Consider the following 21116-nt stretch of genomic DNA (forward strand, 5'->3'; position numbering starts at 1 on the left):
TACTTATAATAAATGTGGAAATCTATAATCTTTAAATATCATTATAGTTATAGAATAACTAATTAAAACTTCAATAATAGTCTAATTTTAAAAAACATATTGTTATTAAATTCTAATTTTAAAAATAAACTTTCAATTCCTTTATCCAACCTTAATTATTCTTAATAATGAACTACGAATGTATAGAAGGATTATACTAAGTACTAAATATCTTACTTCACTTTCAATTTGTTCTCAATAGTGAACACACTTTCATATTACTATGTTTTTATATATACTTCAATGTATTTTCCTAATTTTTAAATTATTTTCAAATGTCCAACCGTTTATGTTACAAACATCATATGTTATAAATGAAAAAATTAATATTAGTATCCTTATATGTAAGAGGAAAGTATTGTCTTAATTTTTATATGATAGGAAGTGTTAATCAAAGTGTATCAAAAGGTAATCTTAACTTTGAGTTTATATAGGATGATGAGAAAATGATTCTAGTAGTAAAAGACTTTTTCATAGGATCTTCTAATATGACTAAAACATATGAAGAGGAAATGATGGGCTTTAAAATTACAAATGATGATGATTCGACTGACCTTACTTTTACAATCCATGGTATAACCATTTCCATTAAAGCGAAGGAAACATTTGATGGAAAGTTCACTCCATTTAAAACTGTGACAATTCAATCAAATGTCCCATATCGAGCTACAGTGTCAGCACCCTTTAATGGAACTGAACATGACACTACTCCTCCAGATGAAGTCACTGATTTATCTGTTAGTAATGTAACAGCTTCCTCATTAACTTTATCTTGGTCTCCGTCTTCATCTAATGATGTAGTAGAGTATGATATATATCAAAATGGCGAATTTCTAGCTTCCGTTTCAAATACAAGTATGGAAGTAACAGGTTTAACACAGCAAACGGAGTATAGATTTCGTGTAGTAGCTAGAGACAGTGCTGGAAATCAATCAACAGGAACAGAGTTAATTTTTACTACTGCAGCAGAAGATACCACTCCTCCTAATTTATCAATTACATCTGGTGGAACTTTTTCTGAGACTAAAACTATATCAATGACGACCGATGAATCGGCAAACATTTATTACACTATAGATGGTACTGAACCCTCTACTTCTAGCCCAGTTTATTCAGAAGCGTTTACCCTTACGGAAACCACAACTGTAAAAGCCTTTGCAAAAGATACAGCTGGAAATGAAAGTTCTATTCAAACAGTGACCTATACGAAAATTGGAATCGTTACTGATGGGCTTATTCTACACTATGACTTTACAAATAAAGCTGGTGTAACTTCAAATACAATTTCTGATAAGGTTAATAATATTGAAGCTACCTTAATAGGAGTTACTCATGATGGTTCAACTGATGGGTATGTAGATAATAAAGGGTTATTACTGCAAATACAGGACTATGTTCAAATTACTACTAATACAAGTCCATTAAATCAATTAATCGAGTTAAATGGTGGTTTTACGATTCAAATGATTAGTTATGATACGAATGGATCACACTGGAAAACTGAGGATGGGAAGTTTACTTCCGCAAAATCAGGTTCATTTACTAAATACCAAAAAACTGATGGTAGTGAAGGAACTAGGAGTATAGACTCCTTTTGGTTTGTTGACAACAATGGAAATAGTCAAAGTTATCAAGAGTCGGTCAATCCAATCGGCTCTAATGCAGTTAATGTATTTACATTAAGAATAAATGAAGATAACACCGCGAGCATTTTTATTAATGATGCTATTAACCAAAATGGACCTAGACCTGTTCCATCTGATTTTGTATCCTATATTAATTCCATTGCTCTATCTCCACTTCAATTAAGAAGAAATTATGTAGGACATAACACCGCTCCTGAAAAATTAGTTGCTTTTGTCATTTACAATCGTGAACTTACAGACAATGAGGTAAAAAACAATTACCACTTTTATCAGAACAAGGAAACTCTGGAAGGAATATTAGTGAACCCTTCTAACGTACAACTAAATGCCGGTGAAAGTCAACGCCTTTCCGTTCAAGGATCACCTTATCGATTTACCGAACTATTAAGCATTACATTTCAAAGTGGAAATGAAGGATTTGTGTCAGTTGATGATAATGGAATACTAACTGGGATAGCAGACGGTGAAACAATTGTCTCCATAACAGCAATTTATGAAAACCAAACCTTTACAGAATACGTAAATGTGACAGTCGGGGGACAGGTTGTGAGTCCTCCTTCATCTTCAAGAAATATTGTTGGGATGTCGATTAATCGAAAAACACACAACCTTAAGGTCGGGGAAAGCTTTGTTGTCATGGCTACAGCATTGTCCAGTGGTCTTTTGTATGATATTTTTTATGATAATATTGTCATTTGGGAAAGTTCTGACCCTAGTATAGCTAGAGTTCAATATGGAGTAGTGGAGGGCGTATCCCCAGGAACTGTGACACTTACTGCTTATGATGCAACAAGAACTTATTCTGAAAGCTTCAATATAACCGTTGTTAATAATACTGAAAAATCTTTGTCAGAAACAGAAATTTATCATGTTCATCCAATGGATTACTCAATAAAATTAGATAATAAAGATTCTACAAATACAACTCAAGGTATCCAAAATGCATTGGATTACGCTGCTTCTAATGGTTATAAGAAAATTGTTTTTCCAAAAGGCACATATTTAATTAGCCCTGCTGTAAGAACTATTTATCCCCCATCAGATCTAATTATTGATTTCGGTGATTCCACACTAAATATTGAACTTAGTGAATTGACTGATAAAGGGTATAAAATGTTTTATTTTACCAATATTAAAAACACAAAATTAATGAGGGCGCATGTATATGGAGAAAGAGATTCAACAACCATTCAAAATTCTGTAGAAGGTTGTTTAAGTGTATTGATCGATGATTGTCTAAACACAGGATTTGAATCTTGCACTTTTAGTAAATCTCCAGGCTTCAATGTGATTACCGGAACACTAAGAAATAGGTATATGGGAAAAACCACTCAAAGTATTTCTGTTAGTCGATATAATTTTGAGCCGGGGAATATTGATGAAAACGGAAATATCGATAATAGTAAGACAGCTAATTATTATAGATATAATCAATACATGGATGTCTCTGGTTTAGGTGAATATTATTTACTAGGGTATACTCAAGGCTACCATGGATATCCCCATTTAAGATCAAGATTATATTCGATTCATTTTTATGATTCACATTATAACCATCTTGAAGCACAAATGTATAATTTGCAATACTATAACTATCCAAAACCATCAAATGCAAAATACGCTAAAATTGTTATTTATCAAGAAACAACTCCATCCTCAGGAGATACTGACTTTAATGGTGCTGTAGCTTTTATAAGAACAATGGGGATGCCAAGAAATTGTTATATTAGAAATTGTACTTTTGAGAATAACTTTAGCACAGGTCTTGCTATGACCGGTGGACAAAATTGGATGATAGAAGGGAATTCATTTTCAAATAATGGTGGCAGAATGCCTAGTTGTGATGTTGACTGGGAAGATGGATGGGAGCACATGGTAGGGGATATCTTAATGAATAATACCTTTAACTCTAAAATAGGAGTTATTTTCAGTGCTGGCGGCAGTTTAGCCGCAGTTAATAATACATTTAATAAATCAACAATGACGGTATGGAGCAGAACGCAAAATTTTAGAATTTTTAATAATGTATTTGATGGTAAAGGTTCTTTCACTAATGATTTTAAGACACAGGGTGATTCTGTGTTAGCTAGAAATATTTTAACTAATTCCGCATCTTATTCTACAGGTATTCATCATAGTGGGGCTAGCTATAAAGTTTATGATATTTTTAATAATATCGTTATATGAAAATTTTAGAAATAAACTTAATTGTTTGCTTAGTTTTTACCTTTTTAGTAAATATAAAGGAGGACTTTATTCTCCTTTATATTACTCTTATATAGAATAAATTAACACCTATCAGACCTAAATTTAAAGTCTGCAAAAGGAAGCTTCTTTCTACTAGTTTATTCTTTCAGCAAGCAAAAAATAATCTACACACCAAAATAATTAACATTTGCTCTTTTATTATACTGGTAGTTTATTATCTTTGACTCAACTTATTTATACAAACAAACTTCTCACTTTGAGTGGCTATCAATAGGCTGTTATAAATAAGTTTATCTGGCCTTAGATAATTATTATAGTAATAATGATTATTTATTTTCATTTGATACAAAAGTTCCTTGTTTGTTGCTAATTTGATTGTTTCTGCTAAACATTGATCTGCATTTTTAAATTCAAGATAATTATTATTAACTAAGAAATTTCCCGGTACTGTATAATATAGCTCCTCAGAAACAATCGCCTTACTTGCAGCTACATACTCTCCAAGTTTCCATCCATTTGACTTGTGAAGACCAGCTGAGTCAATACAGATATCTGCCTTTTTGACTAATCAAATATAGTTCTTTCGATCAGTCATAGTTTCATCTAAAATACAATCCAAATAGTTTTCAATTGCAAATTTTGTAGGCGCTAAACCACCAATAAAATTTTCCACAAAATGTTCTTTTAATTGTCTAATACAGGTGACCCGCATTGTATTTATATTTTCCCGTTCCTCCTTCACTGCATTTGATAATTTAGGTTCGTCTTCTTCACCATTTGGATTCCAAACCCTAGCTGAAAATAATATATGGGGTTGTTTATTTGTTTCTTTCGACTTGTCCTCAAACTTCTCTACATAAAATTGCTGGTGATAATTTTTCTTAAATATTTCTTTGATATACCATTTTACTTTCGTATTGAAATTAACACCTACTGGCTTATCGATTACATTTCCTCTTATAGAAACATGCTAATTCAATCCTAGAGGAATGATGGATGATGCTTTTTTATTATTTGAATGAATCTCATTATTAAAACTTCGTTTAAAATAAAAATCCAACTTTTCAATGTAATTATCTGTTTTTTCTTTACCCAATAAATACCCATCCTGCATATCGTATGCAATTTTTATTTTTTCATTAATTATTACTTCAACAAAAGATAATGCGGGTAAAGTGTCTACATAATTTATTTCTAGATCAATTACATTTTGTTTCTTTAGCAAAAGGAAACCGGTCAGTATCTGACTAATATGAGCTACACTCTTTTTTGAAATATACAAAGAACATTTAAATTTATCTATATATAAAAACTTCCTTTTTTATAAAATTTATTCTTTATAAAATATATAAGTTTTACATTTCCTTTTAAAAATATATTCTTGCTTGTAACGCATCTTAATAAATTTTTTCAATGCAGCACCCTTGAATTAGGATCTGCAAATTAATAATTTTTAAAAGCTACTCCGTCTAGTAACAACTCCACATCAGCCATTCTATTTGTTAACGAAAAAAATACTTTACGTTGCAGTGCCTGTTTATGGAAATATCCTAAATCATTAGGTTTTTCCAAAACTTTTTTTAAGGCTTGTTGCAGTCCTTCTTCACTGTTTTCACATATATATCCACATTCCATAGAACCAAATATCTCCTCCATCCCAGAACAATTAGTAGTAATTACGGGTTTTCCTAATATAATTGCCTCAATCACAACTGTACTTAAACCTTCCGCATAAGATGAACAAATCAAACAATCTGCAGCCTTGACATATGGATACGGATTGTTTTTTTGCCCCAAAAATTGAATTTCCTCGTCCAATTGATATCGTTCCACCATCTCTTTTAACTGTTCTCGGTTCTCTCCATCCCCAATCATCCATAAACCAAATGAATATCCCTCTCTTTTACATTTCGCCAATGCAGAAATCAACCTTTCATATCCCTTTACGGTTATCAAGCGCCCAACTGTAACAAATTGAGTTACGTCTTGACGTTTAATTTCTTCTTTTTGGGCTTTATTGAAAATTAATTCATCCTGAAGAGGATTATATATACATTGAGGTTTAGAATTTGGGAAAATATTGATAAAAGATTTACATACTCCCTCGGAAACTCCTACTACCTGATTAAAGGTTCGGTATATACTATTCTTTTCTTCTATTTTGCTTGTTAACAAATTCTCATACAACCTTTTCTGATCTGTATGTAACCATGCTATTTTATAACTATCTTGGGTCGAATAGCTTACAAATTCCGTCGGCCATCCCTCATAAAAAGCTACTTCAACATCAAATTCATCTTTTATTAAATAACGATACATATTACGCTTTGATAAATGTGCATATAAATAATTAAAGAATTGATATCGCAGAATACTAGTATTGTCAATTAAATATTTATATTTGACATGATGCTTAAATTCCTCATCAAATTGAAAACAGTAATCAGAATAGATACTTTTCTTAAATAATGAAATAACAGTGATTTCATATTTATTTGGGTTTAAGTTATTTACAAGGTCAATAAGGACTTTCTCTGCTCCACCAACCACCATAGACTCAATAAAAAAAGCTACTTTCTTTTTCATATCATCACATCTTTCATATTGCATTTATCTTTAATTATTTATGAAGATTGATAAACTTTTTTCCAATATTAGAGTTAGTTATATTCCAGCAGCATCTATTTAATAAGATAAACTTTAACTAACCTGCATTTCTAATTCTTCTCTTTGCATTCAAACTACCAATCAATTTTCCTGCAATATTTCTTAAAATATTGGATAAATACCTAAATTCTTCCGTCTTATAAAAAATACATATATAAACTATATTTGGAACGATCAAACATACCAAAGCTTTTAAGCTTAAATTTAATAAATCTCCAACTGGAATATAGTTACATATGAAGTTTGTTATGAAATAAGTACCTATTCCAACAAAAGTAAAAAAAGTATATTTTAAAAAATACTTACTAACGGGGTGATAAAAAACTTTCTTATATACTAAATATGGAGTAGTCCAAAAAGGAACAGCTAATACACTTACTAATGTACCTATAAATACTCCCGAAATCCCAAAACGCTGAACAAATAAAATTGAGATTATTAAATTAATTGCCGCCTGACAAAGAGGTGCAAATCGATCTTCATGAAAAATACCAGCTGTAGTTTTTATTGTAGAAATAGAATTCCTCATACCCCTTTCATAAAATATAATGATTAGTATCAATATTAAGCCTTCTTCCATGAGATACTTAGAACCAATCCAAAGTGTTATAAAATCTTCTAGTACAATCAATAAGAGAATGGCGAATGTTGAATAAAGCCAAAAACTAACAAGCTGATATGTTTTATATACGCTATATATTTTTTCAACACTTTCTTTAGCAACTAAGTTCCCTACACTATGATATATATTATGAAAAACCTGATAGGTAAAAGTTCTACAAATCTCAATCAACATATTATAGTTTGAATATAGACCAACCGCGGCCACACTTACAAATGATGATATTATAATATTATCTGTTCCAAAAATTAAGTAGTTTCCAATGTTTTGGATCACTATTGCTTTAACATTTTTTGTAATACCTTTTCTTGTTTCTTTATCTAATTTACCTTTTATCTTATTCTTTAAATATGGATACATTTTATTTACAATCATAGCTAAAACAATAGAATTAATAATTGTAATGATACTTTCAATCATTAAGTATAGAATATAATTGTGTGTATAATGAAGAATAGCTATCTTTATTAAAATAGATAGTATTGAAGAAATTGAATAGATACCCGTTACAATATAACCTTTCTGACAAACATTTAAAAACGAGTTTTTATGTATATAAAAATAAGGAGCTACCGTGTTTAGTAGAAAAATAAGATAAATAAAGTAAAGATTTTCAACATTTGTATCTTGAACAAATAAATCAAGAAATGGCATAACTGATAAGCCTAGGATTAAAATAACTAATGCTATGATCATATATGTATTTCTGTAGAACTTCATTAAGACACTTATTTTGTGATAATCATTTTCTGCTACAGGCTTATAGAGGCTATACATAATACTTGCACCCAAACCAGCCTCAGCAATTGTTAGCATAGATAATATATTTGTAAATAACCCATTTATCCCGAGGTATTCAACACCTAAGGTATTTATAAAAACAGTTCTCGATACAAAGCTCAATAGGGTAATAATAATTTGATTTGCTAATCCGGCACCAATATTCATTAAAGAATTTTTAGTTCTCATCTTTTACTCCATTTATAATATAAAAAGCCCATAATCAACTCTTTGATTATGAGCTTCTATAAATTAATTTTTTTCAACAAAAGATTTTTACATTTAACCAAAGAAATTGCTGTTAACAATGTTAATGTCTTTATCTCTAAATATTTTGCAATTTGAACAACACCTAATCTACCTTTTACAAATTCATAGTAAAGGTGATAGTAAGAAAACCTACCTTTTAAATTACATTTATAGTATTTAATTTGTTGCTTAATATAAATTGCTGTTCCTGTTGGATTATTTGAAAAAATTCTTTCCATATTGTTTGTTAATCCATCCTCTAAATAATCACAAATATAAATTGTTTTATTAAACCATCTGATTTTATAACCATCATAAGCCAGTCTATCCCATACTGTTGCTTCCGTTATAAAATTCTCTCCCTCAATCTCATCAAATTTATAATTCTTAATTATATTAGTATAAAAAACTTCTGCTTTGTCACCTGTAATGTTACATTTGTTTCGTTCAAGAGAGGAAGCGTCTATATATTCTCCATTAAATGAAGTTCCAATATAATCTGATCTACTTTTTCCTCTATTACCAGAAATCCCACAAAAGAATTCACTATTCTCAATAGTTTTCTCCCACTCAATTATGGACTCTAATGCATCATCAATCAGATAATCATCAGAATCTACAATAAAAAACAGATCACCTTTAGCTAAATCAGTTGCTTTATTAATTGCCCGATGTTTACCACCGTTTTCAACCTTGAAGTATCTAATACTAAAAGAATTATTATCCTTAGTCCATAACTTAAATAATTCTTCTGTAGAATCCATCGATCCATCATCGATCACTAACCATTCAAAATTAGTGTATGTTTGTTGTTGTAGCGATCTATATAACTTTTCTATTATAAAAGCCCTGTTATAGGTTGGAGTAAACACAGTGATTTTCAATTAAATACTCCTTTTCTTAAGAATTTCTCATACGGTTTTCTTTAATAAATCTTTTTCTTCATTTATACCTTCAATTATAATATTATTAGATTTATTAATCCTTCTATGATAATAATTTATAAATCTAATAGAAAACCCTTGAGTAAAAGGAAGAATGTTGAATAATGTAGAATAAACACCTATATCTTTTGTATCTCCTTGTGAGAAATCAATAGCGCCATTTCTTCTAGTTACCTTCATTAAGTACTCAATAGCACATTTAGAACTAGCTAAACACTCATCCGATATATCCTTTATTTTTGCCGCATTTACTAAAAACCACCCTAATGTTGCTGTAGTTGAAGAATCTGGCCTACTTTCGTTCCGTGTAACACACCAATTCCAACTACCATTTTCTTGTTGAAGGTTCATTGCAGTAGTAGCAAATCTTCTAACACTTTTTTCTAACATTTTTTTATATTCTGGATATTCAGTTAGTTCATTCCATGAATCTATAAGACCTATAGCATACCAGCCAAGTCCTCTACCCCATCCAAACATACCAAGTGGTATTTTATTTTCAATTTTATATACATGACATGGAATAAAATAATCACACAACATTCCATACTTTTCAAATTCACAAATTTGTTTAATAGCTAATTCTATGCACTCATCTCTTTTATATCGTTTTCCATAACTTATTAAAAATGGACAGATGAATCCAATAGTATCAACATATCGATAGCTTTTCATAAAACTTCTATATTCAACTGTTCCATCTTTCCCAACATGGTCTATTATTAACTTCCATATTTCATCAAATGCTTCTTTATAATGATCCTTATTAATAAAGTCTAATTTCATAATCGCATAAGCTAAAATAGCTCCATCAATATACTTAGGAACAGCTCTCCATTTTCCATTTTCATCAAATTTTTTATTTAAATATTTTATTACTGCTTTTTCAATCTCTCTATCTTTATTAACTTTCAAATACTCAGAAAGACCAAGAAGTAGTGAAGCTTCTTGCCAGTGTTGTATTGCATTATTCGAATAGTTTCCCTTTAAGATATCAATAAATACTAATCTAGTGTTATCAGTAACTTTAATTTTTGGAGTGCGTAAAAGCCAATCTCCACCTTTTTTTGTAATGACATTATTCCATTTATATTTATCTCTATATCTCCCTATCCGCAACCTCAAAACCCAATTTGTAATACTCGGAAATACATCCATTGTTATTACTATGAGAATAAAAAGACAGCTAATACTAATTAGAATATCAAATATCATTTATAAATATCCTCTCATTTTATAAGTAAAAGTATAGACACTTTAACCTTTTATTCTAACCTAATAGCTTATAAAGTTTTTTCACTTCAGCTTGTGTACTTAAATTTAGATTCAATAAATTACTGGTTAACTTATTTCTCAGCTCTTTATTTGTTATCATTTTTTCTATACCTTCAGCGATACTTTTTTCGTTCATTGCTACAATAAGTCCATTTTCATTATGTGTGATTTGATCTTTGGCTGTGCTAAAATCGGTAATGATGATTGGTTTACTTAATATCTTTGCCTCATCTATAGCTATTGACTTACCTTCATATCTTGAAGTTTGGACATAAATATCTGCATGTTTAATATACGGATAAGGATTTGATTTCAACCCTAACAAATAAAAATGTTTTTCTAAATTAAATTTTTCTATTAATTTTGTTAATTTCCCCCGTTCATCTCCCTCACCTATTACGTTCCATTTTATGTTGTAACCTTTTTCCACAAGATTTTTACAAGCATTTATAGCAAACTCATAACCTTTTTGGTAATGTAGCCTACCAATTGTCAAAATACTTATTTCATTATCCATTTTAACCGGTAAACCTGATTCCTTATAATTTGCCAATGAATTTATCATTAAAGGTGATACAATATTATAGATAATTTTTACTTTTTCACTTTCATCAGGAAATCTTTGTTTTAAAACAGCTGCACATTCCTTAGAGACTGTTATTATATGATCTAGCTTCCTAAAATAATGTCTATCGATTTTAGGATCCATTCCTAATTTATCGTAATCATTATGAATCCACCCTATTTTTTGTGAAGAAATAACTTTATCTATACAAAAATAAGTAGATGACTTTTCTAAAAATCCTATAGTAGTATCATACTTTTTATCCAAAACACTGAATGCTTTAGATAAGTATTTCCAGCTGCCTTGCTCTTTTTTAGATGTATCCTTAACTTTTTTATTCATTAAGGTAAACAATACTCTATTAAATGCAATAACAGGTTTTCCTTTTAAACCTAATTTAAGAATGGATTTTAACAAAGGTTGACTAAAAATTCTATATGTTTCGGGTAATGGTAAAACTTTTACCTGCCTCGGCAATAATTCCATGAATAACCCTTCATGATTAAATAAAAACAAATCTACATTATAAAGATCATAATCAATTTCAGCTAATAGATTTACTAAGCTCTTTTCTCCTCCTCCGGCTGCTAAACTCGGCATCACAAATAACAAGTTTTTTTTCATGTATTCCTCAGCCTTCTTCCGCAATTTCGTGTAAATAATCTACTGCTTTATAAGACTTTCTCTTAATTTGAGGAATTGAATCTTGTAGTTTAAGAATAATATCATTTTCTTCCAAGACTAACTTGTCAAATGTAGCTTTTAATTTTTGACTATCCGATAACTCTGCTAAATTTAAAACAAATTTTTCTTCACCAAATAAATCTTTTGATATACCTTTAGACTTTACACTGTATCCTAATACCATTGTGGGTACATGACAAGAATAGGCTGCAATAGTGGCATGAGTTCTTGCACCAATAAAGAATCTCATCCGAGCTATATATCCTTTATATTGTATGGCGTTTAGGTTATCTGGTAAAATGATCACTCTTTTTGTTTCTTTAAACTCAAGAAAATATTTATAAAGAATTTCATAATCATTGTTACCTTCAGCAATTACATGTGGTGTAAGAGCTATAGTAAAGTCTGTTGTATTTAATATATGGTTAATTAGTTCTTTTACAGCAATTTGAGAATCCTTATTTTTTTTCCACACAAGAGGACTAAAATTTAACCCTACTGTCTTATGTTCTTTCCAACCATTAGGAAATGGAAGTTCTTCTTTTTCCATTGTAAAAGCGGGATCGGCACAAAGTTTTACATTAGTTAACCCCTTTTCTAGCAGCATATTATATGTCAAAGTTTCACGTGCTAAAATCAAATCAAAGAGCTTTAAATCTTTTAATGTTCTTTCAGTTACATCTTCTTTTCCAATTGAACATCCCCATAAAACTAACTTTTTTCCTTGTTGTTTAATCGCCTTATCAATCTCAAAAAGTCCAGGTTGTTCACCATAACAATAGTTATCTCCACCGATTGAAAGACAGATATCTGAATTTTTTATATGTTTTATCGTATTATTTTCGGCTTTTCTAATTCCAAATGATTCATCATTGAACAACTTTAATTTTATTGAAGATTGAAACCAATCATAAGAATATTTTTTTATATGATATGCTGAACTATCATATACACCATCTAATTTTGTAATGATTTGATCAGTCTCTGGTTTACCTGAAGCTAAATATACCTTTACTCCATTAATCTTTTCTTTGATTATATCAGTTGAAGATCGTACAATTGCTTCACATCCTCTATTAAGACTTCCACCGTGAGCAAACATTAAAATATTCATCTATTACACTCCTTTGTTTCTAAATCTGCTATATCCTACAATAAAATATAAACCTAAAGTAACTTTGAATTTTATTAAATGTATAAGAATATTTTCATATCTACCTAACCTATTATGTAAAGAAATATAAACACTTAGCGCTTCTCTTACATTCCTGTTATGGACCATATTCCTTACATATATATACCTTTTATAAAAATTCACCTGGTCTGTTGGAGTAAAATAAACATGAATATATGACAATACATTTTTTATTAACTTTACAGATTTCAACTGTTTAAGTTTTTCCGAACTAATAATCTCCTTTACTTCTGGTACATCTGACTTATAAACTTCTAAAACTCTATGAAAGTAATCCTTTTGAGATATATTTCTTGTTGCACTCCCTATAACTTCTCTATAATGATAGCCACTATATTTTATATATATGAAACTATTTGCATAACAAAAAAAACGGATGTTAAACATTCCGTCTTCTCCTAAAGATACTTTATTTGGAAATCCCACTTGATAATCAGTTATTATTCTTCTACTAAAAAGTTTATTTACTACTGTATTTAGGTTATCGTATTCCAATAAATATGGTAATAATTTATTTTCTATATTGTCTTTTTCTAATTTAATTTCATGTGGAAAGGGGTAACATACGACATTTCTTTTTCCATTCATTTCACTCGCTATGTTAGATATAATAGCATCACAATTATGTAATTTTACAGATTGATATAATACTTGATACATTTCTTTCTCAATATAATCATCTGCATCAACAAAACCAACATACTCTCCTACAGCTACTTCCAGCCCCATATTTCTAGCAAAACTAACGCCTTTGTTGTCTTGATTAATTAATTTAATCCTAGGATCAACTGCTTGATAAGATTCAATAACTTCTTTACTTTTATCTGTTGATCCATCATTTACAAAGATAAATTCACACTCTACTAATGTTTGTGCAATTAAAGATTCTATACAATGCGCAATATACTTTTCGGCATTATAAACAGGTATAATTACACTAACCTTTACGCTCATATTTTGCTCCTTTTTAATTTTATTAACCGATTAATTCATATAATTTATTTAATTCTTCAATATTACTATAATCATTTTCTTGTAAATTTTTGATCAAATTACTTTTTATAGTATCATTATTAATCAACATTTCAATGCTTTCTGATAACCCCTCTGCACTTAACTCACATATAATCCCTTCAACCCCATCAATAAGCTGACCATTTGCAGTTGGATAGTTTGTAATAATAATTGGCTTACCTAGAATTTTTGCTTCTGTTACTGTTACGGCTTTTCCCTCATATCTTGAGGATTGAACATATAGATCACAAGCATTTATAAAGGGATAGGGATTTGTCTTTTTTCCTAGTAATATAAAACTACTTTTTAGATTATATTTAACTATTAGATCTGTTAATTCTTTCTCATATCCCCCGTAACCAATAACATACCACTTAATATAAGTAAATCCTTTATTATGCAATATCTTTAATGCTTCTATCGCCATATCAAAGCCTTTTACATATGATAATCTACCAACTGATAAAACATTGAAATTTTGGTCTGGAAAAGAGATATGATCCTGAGCCATTTTCTGAATAAAACTAGGTGCAGTAATATTTTCAAGTAATATTATTTTACTTTCTAATGAAGGATATTTATTTAAAAATGAATTTGTACATTCTTCCGAAATTGATACAATATGATCAAACTTTGACCAAATACTAAGATCCAAATTATTATCTATGTCTAACTTGCTATAGTCGGTATGAATCCAGCCTATCTTTTTATCTGCATCAACATTTCTCTCAACGATATTATGAGGCCATGCATAACTAATAGCTACATCATATTTCTTCTTAAACTTCGGTAGAATATATGATGAAAATTTTTGAACTAGTTGCATCTGAATATAACCAGAACCTTCTTCTAGATTCCACTTTCTAGCCTTTCTTTCTGCTAAATACCTACTTATAAGTCTGACAAATGAAGTAGTCATATGACCTTCTTTTATACATTCCTTAACAGGTCTTCGAAATACTGTATACTTAGATATTTCTGGTAGGATATTAACTTTTTTCGGTATTTGATTCAAGAGATCCCCTTTCTGCTCACATATAAATAAGTCTACATTATATTTATGATAATCAAAGCTTTCTAACATATTAATTAAGCTTCTTTCAATTCCACCAATCTCCATATCAAACACTGTAATAAGAATGTTTTTTTTCATTTTGCTAACCTCTATCACTTAATTTCATTAATCATTTTAATTTGCTTCGGATATATATCGATCTTTGTTAATAATATTTTTTATAATAGTATCTCTTTTATTGAAAAATATAGAGTTGGCTGGAACCTTTCCTTTTACAACACTACCTGCACCTATTACTGTATTATCTCCTATTACTGTGTCCCGAAGAATAACTACATTAGAACCGATCCATACATTGTCACCTATAATTACTTGACCTCTAATAAGATGATCTATACTGGTTTCTTTATAATTATGATCATGGTCATTTATACAAACATTTGGTGCAATTTTTGTGTTCTTCCCTATTGAAATTTTATTAACACAGTTAATATTACAATTATCATTTATAAAAACATTGTCTTTCAGTATTAATTCACCATGATAATCAATTCTAATACTTGTATTTTTCCTTATAAATACATATTTCCCAATGAAAACTCTTGAATTTTTATTAAAGATTTCAATTTGACTTTGTGATTGCAATGAATAGATTGAAGATTTAATATTTTTAAAATAAACTAATTTATAAAAAGAACCTCTTAGGATCCCTAATAAATGAGAAAAGAACATAATAAAAGAATAATATATTCCTCTATTCTTTCCTTCAGACATTAAAGTCTTTATAATCTTCAAAACTAATTTAGACATTGTATATCTCCTTCGGGAATAAATTATCTTAAACTATTTCTTATTCTGGCAATATTATTTCCTCCAATTACTTTAGCAATAATTGTTTTAATATTACTTTTCATTCTAGCTTTAAGTGGCAACCAACTCTTATAAAAATGATGAATAGTATAGGTATTATCTGTTTTAAGGTTTCTACAATTGATGTAATCATATGGTGAAAAATATTCTTGAGGATAAAAAGTACCTTTACCCTTTATTTGTTGAAATGTCCCATCTGCATTTAATCCCATGCCTTTTAACAGACTTGTTACAATCACCACATTTGTTAAGTCATCGCAGCTTCCGTTTTCTTTATAGAAGCTCTTATTTTTGTATGAATCTAAAAATTGCTTAATGATAAAATTCCCCTTTTTGGCACCGATAGTGCTTGTAGCTATAAAATTTTCCTGTTCAAATCCCCAAAAAGAATCATGATGCAAAAAAATATCAAATGATTTATATACCTCTACATCTGTATCTAGATAAATTCCTCCAAATTTGTATAAAGCATAAACTCTAACGAAATCACTCACAAAAGCAAACTTTTTTTCTCCATAAGCTTCACGTACATATTTATTGCTATTGATGTCAAAATTGTGTTCATTCCATTCTATAATTTCATAACCTGGGAGGTTTTGCTTCCAGCTCTTTATGCATTTTTGTACAATGTCAGGCTTTTCTTTTCCACCGAACCAACAGTAATGGATTTTTTTAGGAATTATACTATTACTCACTGTTTTACCTCCCTTCTATTTTTTTCATTAGAAACTAAACTTTAACTTTTAAACAGTTTTTAACAATAGCAATCACTCTATTTTGGTCCTCAATAGTCATGTTTGATCCAGAAGGTAAACATAACCCACCTTCAAATAAATCCTCAGAAACATTCATATTTTCGGTATGTGGATAATATTTCGTGCCTTCAAATAGTGGTTGCATATGAAGTGGCTTCCAGACTGGTCGTGCCTCTATATTCTCATCAGCCAAACTCTTTAATAGATAATCTTTAGGAAATCCTGTTACACTCTCGTTAATTGTTAATGCTGTAAGCCAACGATTTGTACTAGTTTCAATAAGTTCTGGCATAAAAGTTACTCCTGGTAATAGCCCTAACTCATTTTTATAACGTTCGAATAATAACCTTCTGGCTTTAACTCTTTCTTCTAAAACCTCTAATTGCCCCCGACCAATCCCAGCTAGGATATTACTCATCCGGTAATTAAAACCAAGTGTACTATGTTGATAATGAGGAGCTGGATCCTTTGCTTGTGTCGCTAAAAATCTTGCTTTATTTATTAGCTCTCGATCATCTGAGACAAGCATTCCTCCGCTTGATGTAGAAATAATTTTATTTCCGTTAAAAGAATAAACTCCAAACTTTCCAAGAGTACCACTAGGTTTACCCTTATAAAAAGAACCTAATGATTCTGCTGCATCCTCTATAATTGGTACACCATATTGATTACATAAAGTAATAATTTCATCCATTTTTGCACTTTGTCCATACAAATGAACAACAATTACTGCCTTTGGTAATTTCCCACTCTTATAAGCATCTTCCATTGCCTTCTTTAAAGCGATAGGCGACATATTCCATGAATCTGGTTCTGAGTCTATAAAAATAGGTACTGCTCCTTGATAGAGAATTGGATTAGCACTGGCCACAAAAGTTAAAGTTGAGCAAAAGACTATATCGCCCTGTTTTATATCTAATAAAGAAAGAGCCAGATGAATAGCTGCAGTTCCTGAACTTACTGCTGCAGCATCACTGACTCCTAAATAATTAGCTATTTCTTTTTCAAAAGCATCTACATTTGGACCTAGTGGGGCAATCCAATTTGTTTCAAATGCTTCTTTTATATACTTTATTTCTCTTCCACTCATATGTGGAGTAGAAAGAAATATCCTTTTATTTGTTTCATTCAATTTATTCACCTACATCCTCTGTAGAGTTATTTTTAACTTAGCAGGAACTCCTGTGGCTACACAGTTCGCAGGAATATCATCGATAACAGCAGCACCAGCCCCAATAACAGACCATTCTCCAATTGATACAAGAGGTATAACTGATGCTCCCGCCCCAATGTGTGCACCTTCATTTATTGTCACAGAACCCGTTAAAGTAGCATTCGGTGATATATGTACAAAATCACTTATTTCATTATCATGTTCCACTATTGCTCCTGTATTGATAATCGATTGTTTTCCAATTAGTGAGTTTGCATTAATTACAGCTCTCGCCATAATGACCGTACCTGATTCTATTGTTGCACTTGGACTAACGATAGCAGATTTGTGAATCAAGGTCGCATAATAATCAGAGGATAAGTCTAATTGTTCAAAGATGCTTTTTCGTATCTTGTTATCTCCAATTCCTATTATAAATTTTACGTTGTCTATCCTACTAATAATATTTTGAGCAGATGAAATGGGACCTGAAAATTGATCATTTTCATAATGATAGTCTTTGTATTTATCATCTAAGTAGCCAATTACCTTATTTTCTTTATATGAGAGAATTATATCTTTAATTACTTTGCTATGTCCGCCTTGACCAATTAGAACTATTTTCATCCATGCTCCTCTCTTACTGTCATATTAGAACCTTTAAATTTTTCAATTGTTGCATTTCCTTGTTGATTAATTCCCTCGGATTTTAAAACCTTCCCTACTGTCAAAATTAAAATCTTCATATCTAGTAGAAAGGATTGATTTTGAACATACCATATATCTAATTCAAATTTTTCCTCCCATGAGATACTGTTTCTTCCATTAATTTGCGCCCACCCCGTAATTCCTGGTTTAACATCATGACGCTTTTTTTGTTCATCTGTATATAGTGGTAAATATTCCATTAATAACGGTCTTGGACCAACTATACTAATATCACCTTTTAGTACATTAAATAACTGTGGAAATTCATCTAAACTATATTTTCTTAGAAACTTTCCAAAATAAGTTAATCGTTGATGATCAGGAAGCATAACTCCATTTTCATCTCTTTCGCTTGTCATAGTACGGAATTTATAAAAATAAAAGGAAGAACCATGTAATCCAGGGCGTACTTGTTTAAATAAGATTGGAGACCCTAGTTTTACCTTCACAAAACAAGCCAAGATAACAATAATCGGGAAGAGACAGATTAATAATATTAATGAGAAAATGACATCAAATATTCTCTTAATCTCACTCACCTCCTAAAAACTTTTATTAACTTCAAATAATATTTGTTCCATTATTTCCTTTAGTACATCTTTAACGTTTATTTCATCAGATTCCTGTCCTATTACATAAATATTCATTAGTATTTCTTGTAATTGTTGAGACGTCAATTTCTCAGAAATGTTCATGTTTTACTCCTGTTTTCTAGAATAAAAAACTAAATTGTTTCTAAAAATTATAGTATTTACTTTCAATCACTATATTAAGAGACATAACCTGCTCATAATAAAAATATAAAAAGTAACAAACCAAAATAGCATAATAAATAAATTTCTTACTACTGTCTTTAAAGAGGACAATTAACCAAGATATTAAAATTAAATTGTATAATCCAAAATAAATATTAAACCTTGCAAATATCCAGTTTTGTGTAGAGATGAGCAGAAAGAGAGTGCTAATGATTGATAAATTTACTATATAATCACTTTTCGGCCAAATTTCTCTTAACTTTTCCCTTCCTAGAAAAGCTATTACAATTGGTGCTGTATTAACTACTAATCTTAAAATAGAAGCCCCACCTTCTTGAAATTCACTATAATGACCGTATTGTGTGTTTTCTAAAGATGTAAAAAGCAGGTCTACAAAAAGGTTAAAGCCCATAACAATAAAAATAGAGCCAATGATCAAACCAAATGTTACCTTGGTCCAAGCCTTTCTTCTTACAATAAAATAAATAGGTAGTAGCACCAATGCAGTTTTGTGAAAAGTTGAAGCAAATAGAATAACAAAAAAGTATCTTTTAAAATTACCATCTATGATATATTTTGTTGCTATAAAAATGATCCCTGCAGCTAAATATTGTCTGATCCCATTCATTGAAACAGTAAACATACCAGAAGTAATATATACATAAACAGCTAGCTCAAACATTCTTGAATATTTGGATAAGACAAGGACAATTAAACTATTAGTAATCAGTGCTGTTGTAAAAATCAAAATTTGGGGATCAGTTGTAAAGGTTTGAAGGAACATCTGCAACAAATTAAAACCAAAGTCACCTGTAAAGTCTATGCTACTTAATGAGAATTGGGTATTAGAATATGAATGCATATAAAAATAAGTATCACCAATATTATTCCTTAGACCCGAAACAAGAACCAAGGAGGAAATAACTAGATAAACAAGTACTTTACTCGGCTTTACAAATTGTGATCCAAAGTATAGTGGCTGTGAAAAATACCTCGCAAGGAGAGAAAGAGTATAAACCACTCCTAAATTAATCCACATTACTGTCATTCATAATAATCCTTTCCCTACCTATCCATTTTTCAATACAGTTGCCTTGTTCGTTCTAGTTATGTATAGATATAATAAGATGCCAAAAGGAGTAGCTAGTAATGTTGAGAATAACTTTGGCGATTCGATTAAAAATTTATGATTTCCAATCATTAAACTACTAGATACATAGTGAACAGACTCCCTAATTCTCTCTTTAAAAGTCGGAGCATATTGAATGGCAACTTTCCTAAAAAAAGTAAACCCATTTGGATTTTTCTTATACTGGTTGATCATATTCAAACTAGATCCATCTGGTAAATACTCTACATAACAAAGAACTTCATTCATCACTAATAACGGACATTTTTGATCAATTAGAATGTATTTGTAGCTAAGTGGACAATATTTTTCTCCCGGAAAAACAGGATATGGCGGTGTTTTTTTTGTTAATTCGGTTCTGTAAACTAGTTTTTTGTCCCCTTTTACTTTATGTTTTCCATATAAATTGGATAAGGTAGATTCTTTTATACCCTCTGGAATTTTTGTCCCTATTACTTCCCCATTTTGTGTAGCATCTAGTCCAACAATTCCTGCATATTGACGACCACCATACTTTTTCCAAAACTCAACTATTTTTTCAACTGCATCGTCTGCCATATAATCGTCTGAATCGATGCAAACATTTAATTCCGTCTGAATTATTTCATAAGCCGCATTATGAGCGCCATGCATTCCTTGATTTTCTTGATAGTGATAAATGATAGGAATTTTGTTTTCCTCTATCCAAGAATCTATTAGTTCTTTTGTGTTATCCGTAGACCCATCATCAATAATTAACCAGACAAAATCTTTACTTTTTTGTCTTTTAAGACTTTCGTAACAAAGGTGTAGGGTATAAGCACGATTGTATGTTGGTGTAAACACAGTTAATGTCGGAAGCAT

18 protein-coding genes are annotated in these 21116 nt (G+C 30.1%); 1 reads left to right on the forward strand and 17 read right to left on the reverse strand.

Going from position 1 to position 21116, the window contains the following annotated elements; all coding sequences use genetic code 11:
• The first annotated feature begins 485 nt into the window (after window positions 1-485).
• Complete coding sequence (locus tag FS935_RS04715; RefSeq protein ID WP_146946400.1) at window positions 486-3872, forward strand: chitobiase/beta-hexosaminidase C-terminal domain-containing protein; 3387 nt, start codon at window positions 486-488, stop codon at window positions 3870-3872.
• 991 nt (window positions 3873-4863) lie between these two features.
• Here FS935_RS04715 and FS935_RS04720 read toward each other — a convergent pair.
• From FS935_RS04720 to FS935_RS04795, 17 genes are all read right to left on the reverse strand, one after another.
• Window positions 4864-5118 (reverse strand): hypothetical protein, encoded by a 255-nt coding sequence (locus FS935_RS04720; protein ID WP_158638535.1) that lies wholly within the window; start codon window positions 5116-5118, stop codon window positions 4864-4866.
• Between the two features lie 218 nt (window positions 5119-5336).
• Window positions 5337-6479 carry a glycosyltransferase gene (locus FS935_RS04725; protein ID WP_158638536.1) on the reverse strand — a complete coding sequence of 381 codons (1143 nt, stop codon included), beginning with the start codon at window positions 6477-6479 and terminating at the stop codon, window positions 5337-5339.
• Window positions 6480-6597: 118 nt separating this feature from the next.
• A complete protein-coding gene (locus tag FS935_RS04730) occupies window positions 6598-8151 on the reverse strand; it encodes a lipopolysaccharide biosynthesis protein (RefSeq protein ID WP_146946403.1) in 1554 nt (517 codons plus the stop codon).
• Window positions 8152-8207: 56 nt separating this feature from the next.
• Complete coding sequence (locus FS935_RS04735; protein WP_146946404.1) at window positions 8208-9095, reverse strand: glycosyltransferase family 2 protein; 888 nt, start codon at window positions 9093-9095, stop codon at window positions 8208-8210.
• Window positions 9096-9122: 27 nt separating this feature from the next.
• On the reverse strand, window positions 9123-10370 hold the full coding sequence (locus FS935_RS04740) for a glycoside hydrolase family 88 protein (RefSeq protein ID WP_146946405.1): 1248 nt from the start codon (window positions 10368-10370) through the stop codon (window positions 9123-9125).
• A gap of 55 nt (window positions 10371-10425) precedes the next feature.
• Complete coding sequence (locus FS935_RS04745; RefSeq protein ID WP_146946406.1) at window positions 10426-11619, reverse strand: glycosyltransferase; 1194 nt, start codon at window positions 11617-11619, stop codon at window positions 10426-10428.
• Between the two features lie 7 nt (window positions 11620-11626).
• Window positions 11627-12793 (reverse strand): polysaccharide pyruvyl transferase family protein, encoded by a 1167-nt coding sequence (locus FS935_RS04750; protein WP_146946407.1) that lies wholly within the window; start codon window positions 12791-12793, stop codon window positions 11627-11629.
• A gap of 3 nt (window positions 12794-12796) precedes the next feature.
• Window positions 12797-13828: a glycosyltransferase family 2 protein gene (locus tag FS935_RS04755; RefSeq protein WP_146946408.1), complete on the reverse strand. Its 1032-nt coding sequence runs from the start codon at window positions 13826-13828 to the stop codon at window positions 12797-12799.
• A 22-nt stretch (window positions 13829-13850) separates the two neighbouring features.
• On the reverse strand, window positions 13851-15041 hold the full coding sequence (locus FS935_RS04760; protein ID WP_146946409.1) for a glycosyltransferase: 1191 nt from the start codon (window positions 15039-15041) through the stop codon (window positions 13851-13853).
• Between the two features lie 36 nt (window positions 15042-15077).
• A complete protein-coding gene (locus FS935_RS04765) occupies window positions 15078-15713 on the reverse strand; it encodes an acyltransferase (protein ID WP_146946410.1) in 636 nt (211 codons plus the stop codon).
• A gap of 23 nt (window positions 15714-15736) precedes the next feature.
• Complete coding sequence (locus FS935_RS04770) at window positions 15737-16468, reverse strand: glycosyltransferase family 32 protein (RefSeq protein WP_146946411.1); 732 nt, start codon at window positions 16466-16468, stop codon at window positions 15737-15739.
• A gap of 34 nt (window positions 16469-16502) precedes the next feature.
• Window positions 16503-17618 carry a DegT/DnrJ/EryC1/StrS family aminotransferase gene (locus tag FS935_RS04775; protein WP_146946468.1) on the reverse strand — a complete coding sequence of 372 codons (1116 nt, stop codon included), beginning with the start codon at window positions 17616-17618 and terminating at the stop codon, window positions 16503-16505.
• Window positions 17619-17669: 51 nt separating this feature from the next.
• Window positions 17670-18308, reverse strand: a complete 639-nt coding sequence (locus tag FS935_RS04780; protein WP_146946412.1) for an acetyltransferase — start codon at window positions 18306-18308, stop codon at window positions 17670-17672.
• Window positions 18305-18919, reverse strand: a complete 615-nt coding sequence (locus FS935_RS04785) for a sugar transferase (RefSeq protein ID WP_146946469.1) — start codon at window positions 18917-18919, stop codon at window positions 18305-18307. The genes FS935_RS04780 and FS935_RS04785 overlap by 4 nt, the downstream gene beginning before the upstream one ends.
• Before the next feature lie 12 nt (window positions 18920-18931).
• Window positions 18932-19084, reverse strand: a complete 153-nt coding sequence (locus FS935_RS23360; RefSeq protein ID WP_158638537.1) for a YwzD family small protein — start codon at window positions 19082-19084, stop codon at window positions 18932-18934.
• A 40-nt stretch (window positions 19085-19124) separates the two neighbouring features.
• Entirely contained in the window at window positions 19125-20192 is a 1068-nt protein-coding gene (locus tag FS935_RS04790) for an EpsG family protein (RefSeq protein ID WP_146946413.1), read from the reverse strand.
• 21 nt (window positions 20193-20213) lie between these two features.
• On the reverse strand, window positions 20214-21116 hold the full coding sequence (locus FS935_RS04795; protein ID WP_146946414.1) for a glycosyltransferase family 2 protein: 903 nt from the start codon (window positions 21114-21116) through the stop codon (window positions 20214-20216).

The sequence above is a fragment of the Metabacillus litoralis genome (genome assembly GCF_007994985.1).
Lineage (GTDB): Bacteria > Bacillota > Bacilli > Bacillales > Bacillaceae > Metabacillus > Metabacillus litoralis.